Raw genomic sequence first — 3,639 nt, forward strand, 5'->3', positions numbered from 1 at the left:
GTCCCTCCGGGGTGCAATCCAGCACCATCCAGAGCGGGGCGGGATCGGGGGCGCCGCGGGCGTCCTGGCCCGGATCGGTGGTGGTCATCTCCGCCGACCAGAAGTGGCGGATCGTCCCGCTTCTGCGGGAGAAGACGTTTAGAGCCGGAACTTCCTCACCCTCCGGCGTCAGGCCCAGATAGTCGCGCACATAATCGCCGGTAAGGTCGCTATAGAGCTGAAGGTGCTTCCAGCCGCGCTCACGCTTCCATGTCATCAGCCGATCGATGGGCGAGCGAGCGATGACGGCCAGCGACGCCCTTTGGCCGATGTCGTCGGCGTTGCCGTCCCAGGCGTCCAGCAGGTTGGTGCACATCGGACACGGCCGCTCGCGATGGGGGCCGAACATATAGGCGTAGGTGATGAGGGTGTGGTGGCGCCCGAAAAGGTCAGAGAAGTCCACCGGGCCGGCCTCCCCTTCGAACCGGTAGCGGCCGGTGACCTCGCCACCCGGCGGCAGGGCGCGGCGCTGGGCGGCGACCCGCTCAATATGGCGGCGCAGCTCGATCTCTTGCGCCAGAAGGGCGTTCCGCGCGGTGCGATAGGCGGGGCTCTCATTGGGAAGGCGGATGGGAATTTCCCGGGCCGTGACCTCGGCCGGGACCAGGGGGGCGTCTTGCTTGTCCATGACGGTGTGCTCCGAATATCTGGCTCAAGGACGGCCCCGGCCGACCGATCCCGACAGCGCACCACTGTAGGCGTATCGCCAGACGCAGAAAGGGCCCCGGATCGTTCCGGGGCCCGTTCCGTCCGGTCTCGGTTTTCGACGCCTTAGGAGGCGTAGAATTCCACGACCAGGTTCGGCTCCATCTTCACCGGATAGGGCACTTCGGCCAGTTCCGGGGCGCGGACGAAGGTGGCCGACAGGCCCTTTCCGTCCACCTGGATGTAGTCGGGGGTGTCGCGCTCGGCCGAGGCCACGGCCTCGAGCACCAGGGCCATGTTGCGCGAGCGTTCGCGCACCGACACCACGTCGCCGGCCTTCACGCGGTAGGACGGGATGTTCACGCGCTTGCCGTTCACGGTCACATGGCCGTGGTTCACGAACTGGCGGGCGGCGAAGACGGTGGGCACGAACTTGGCGCGGTACACCACCGCGTCCAGGCGCGATTCCAGCAGGGCGATCAGGTTTTCCGAGGTGTTGCCCTTGCGGCGCGCGGCCTCGGTATAGATGCGGCTGAACTGCTTCTCGGTCAGGTTGCCGTAATAGCCCTTGAGCTTCTGCTTGGCGCGCAGCTGCAGGCCGAAGTCGGAAACCTTGGACTTGCGGCGCTGGCCGTGCTGGCCGGGGCCGTAGGAACGCTGGTTCACCGGCGACTTGGCGCGGCCCCAGATGTTCTCGCCCATACGGCGGTCGAGCTTGTACTTGGCGGAATGACGCTTGGTCATCAATCACACTTTCTTTTCGACGCGGCCCGGCGCCTCCAAGAGGGAAGGCGCAATCTCAACGGCGGCCGCCGCATCAACCCGTAATGGATCACGCGCCGCACGGCGAACCGGCGGCGGGAAGGGGCGGTGTATGCCGAGGCCGGCGGACGGAGTCAAGCAAGCGCATGGGCCGCTGAGCCCCAGGGGTCAGAGGCGGGCGGGCTCGGCCAGCAGGCGGCCGGTGTCGTTGGCGGCCGGTCGGGCGGGTTGCTGGCGAAGGCGCTGGAGCACCACATCGGTCAGCTGCATCACCTCACAGGCCGCGCTCCCGTGGGGCTCCCAGTCCACCACCCCCTGCCCGGAGGCCAGGGCGGTCTGATAGGCTTGGCGATGGCGCAGGAGCGCGCCGGCCACCGGCAGGCCGCCGAAGCGCACGGCCTCCAGGGCGCCGGCCACCAGCCGCGGCTCCTTCCCCTGGCGGGGCGGCGGGCACTGGTTGAGGACGATCAGCCCCGGGGCCCGCAGCTGGCGCAGCAGCTCCAGGGTCTTCAGGGCGGCGCTGATGTCCAGATAGGTGGGTCGGGTGACCACCAGGCAAAGGTCGGAGACCTTGATGGCCGCGACGATGTCGGACTCCGGCGAGGCCGGGGTGTCGATGACCAGCATTTCCCCGCCGGCCCGGCGCGAGGCGTTGGCCAGGGTGAAGAGCTTCGAGGCCGAGGTCTCCACCACATGGGCGTCGGGACGGGCGGCCTTCAGGGCCTCGCTGGACGAGCGTAAAGGGTCGGCGTCGGCCAGTAGGGCCCGTTCGCCCCGGGCCCCCAGGGCCGCGGCCAGATTCACCGCCACCGTGGTCTTACCGGCGCCGCCCTTCCGCGAAATGACAGAGATGGTCTTCATGGCGCTCCCCCAAGCGCCGACCAGCTAAGACCGGGTTATCCACAGGGCGCAAGCGACCAAAGGTAAAGCTTTGTTAAACAGTCCCCGAAGTGAGGAAATTCTGCTCACACCGTCTCAGGCCCGGACGCCGCCATCCACCTTCAGCTCCTCGCCGGTGATGTAGCTGGCCTCGGAGCTGGCCAGGAACATCACCGCCCGGGCCACCTCCTCCGGCTGCCCGGCCCGGCCGGCGGGCGTGCGCGCGCCGGAGGCCTGGGCCGCGCCGCCGCCCATCATCGGCGTGTCGATGGGGCCGGGCGAGACGGCGTTGACGCGGATGTTGCGGGCCGCGAGCTGCAGGGCCGCCGAGCGGGTCAGGCTGAGCACGCCGGCCTTGGAGAGCGCGTAGGACATGACCGGACCTGACCCCACATAGCCCATCACCGAGGCGGTGTTGATGATCGCCCCGCCGCCCCGCGCGACCAGCGCCGGAACCTCGTGGTTGAGGCAGCGCACCACCGCCTCGAGATTGGTCGCCATGATGTCGTTGTGGACCGCCCAGTCGAAGTCGGGGCCAAAGTCCCCGGCCCGCCCCGCGACGCCGGCATTGTTGAAGGCGATATCGAGCCCGCCAAAGGCCGAAACACAGGCCGCCACCAGGGCGGCCACCTGCTCTTCCGAGCGCACATCGGCTTGATGGAAGCGCGCCTCGCCCCCCAGGCTGCGGATCTCGCGCTCCAGCTCAGACCCCAGGCCGGCGCGACGCCCGCAGAACATGACGCGGGCGCCTTCCAGGGCGAAGGCCCGCGCCGTAGCGCGCCCGATGCCGGATGTCGCGCCGGTGACCAGGACCACCTTGTCGGCGAACCGCCCCTGGGCGGCCCGCCGGGTGGCGGGCGCGAGCGCAGTCTTCAGGTCCCCCGCCGGGGCAGTCTGGGCCAAGGCCTGACCCGGCAAGGCCTGGCTGGCCAGGGCGGCGAAACCCGCGCCCGCCAGGGCCGCCCGGCGCGAGGGGTTGGAGGTCTGGTCGGTCATGGAGCGTCTCCCGGCGCGCGCGACGCCTTGATCAGCGCCTGTCGCGGTCAGGCTGACACGAGGCCGACGCCGGGCCAAGCCGGCAGGCCGGACAATCGGCCGCCCCCGGTCCGACCAGGTCTCAGGCCTCCGCCACCCGCGGCAGGCGATAGAGGCCTTCGAGCAGTTCAGGCTTGGGCAGATAGGTCCGCATGAAGAGGGCGAACGGCCCGGCCGGGGCCGGTAGCCAATTGCTACGCCGGTCTTCCCCCGGGTCGGCATGACCGATCCAGATGTCGAGAGAACCGTCGTCATTATAGGTCAGGCCCTGGGTCCGGT

General features: G+C 69.6%; 5 protein-coding genes. All 5 read right to left on the reverse strand.

Going from position 1 to position 3,639, the window contains the following annotated elements; all coding sequences use genetic code 11:
- A partial coding sequence (locus V7D28_RS12895; RefSeq protein WP_333587789.1) for a DUF899 family protein occupies nucleotides 1–667 on the reverse strand: 667 nt, incomplete at its 3' end.
- A 143-nt stretch (nucleotides 668–810) separates the two neighbouring features.
- Complete coding sequence (gene rpsD, locus V7D28_RS12900) at nucleotides 811–1,428, reverse strand: 30S ribosomal protein S4 (RefSeq protein ID WP_333587790.1); 618 nt, start codon at nucleotides 1,426–1,428, stop codon at nucleotides 811–813.
- Between the two features lie 186 nt (nucleotides 1,429–1,614).
- Complete coding sequence (locus V7D28_RS12905; protein WP_333587791.1) at nucleotides 1,615–2,307, reverse strand: ParA family protein; 693 nt, start codon at nucleotides 2,305–2,307, stop codon at nucleotides 1,615–1,617.
- A 114-nt stretch (nucleotides 2,308–2,421) separates the two neighbouring features.
- Entirely contained in the window at nucleotides 2,422–3,321 is a 900-nt protein-coding gene (locus tag V7D28_RS12910) for an SDR family NAD(P)-dependent oxidoreductase (protein WP_333587792.1), read from the reverse strand.
- A gap of 121 nt (nucleotides 3,322–3,442) precedes the next feature.
- Nucleotides 3,443–3,639: DUF1214 domain-containing protein (locus V7D28_RS12915; RefSeq protein WP_333587793.1), on the reverse strand; the 197-nt coding region annotated here is incomplete at its 5' end.

This window comes from Phenylobacterium sp. (genome assembly GCF_036723115.1).
In the GTDB taxonomy this organism is placed as follows: Bacteria; Pseudomonadota; Alphaproteobacteria; order Caulobacterales; family Caulobacteraceae; genus Phenylobacterium.

What these genes read in the sequence shown, in the direction of transcription:
- rpsD (WP_333587790.1), bottom strand. Translation starts at nt 1,428, where the DNA reads ATGACCAAGCGTCATTCCGCCAAGTACAAGCTCGACCGCCGTATGGGC.
- V7D28_RS12905 (WP_333587791.1), bottom strand. Translation starts at nt 2,307, where the DNA reads ATGAAGACCATCTCTGTCATTTCGCGGAAGGGCGGCGCCGGTAAGACC.
- V7D28_RS12910 (WP_333587792.1), bottom strand. Translation starts at nt 3,321, where the DNA reads ATGACCGACCAGACCTCCAACCCCTCGCGCCGGGCGGCCCTGGCGGGC.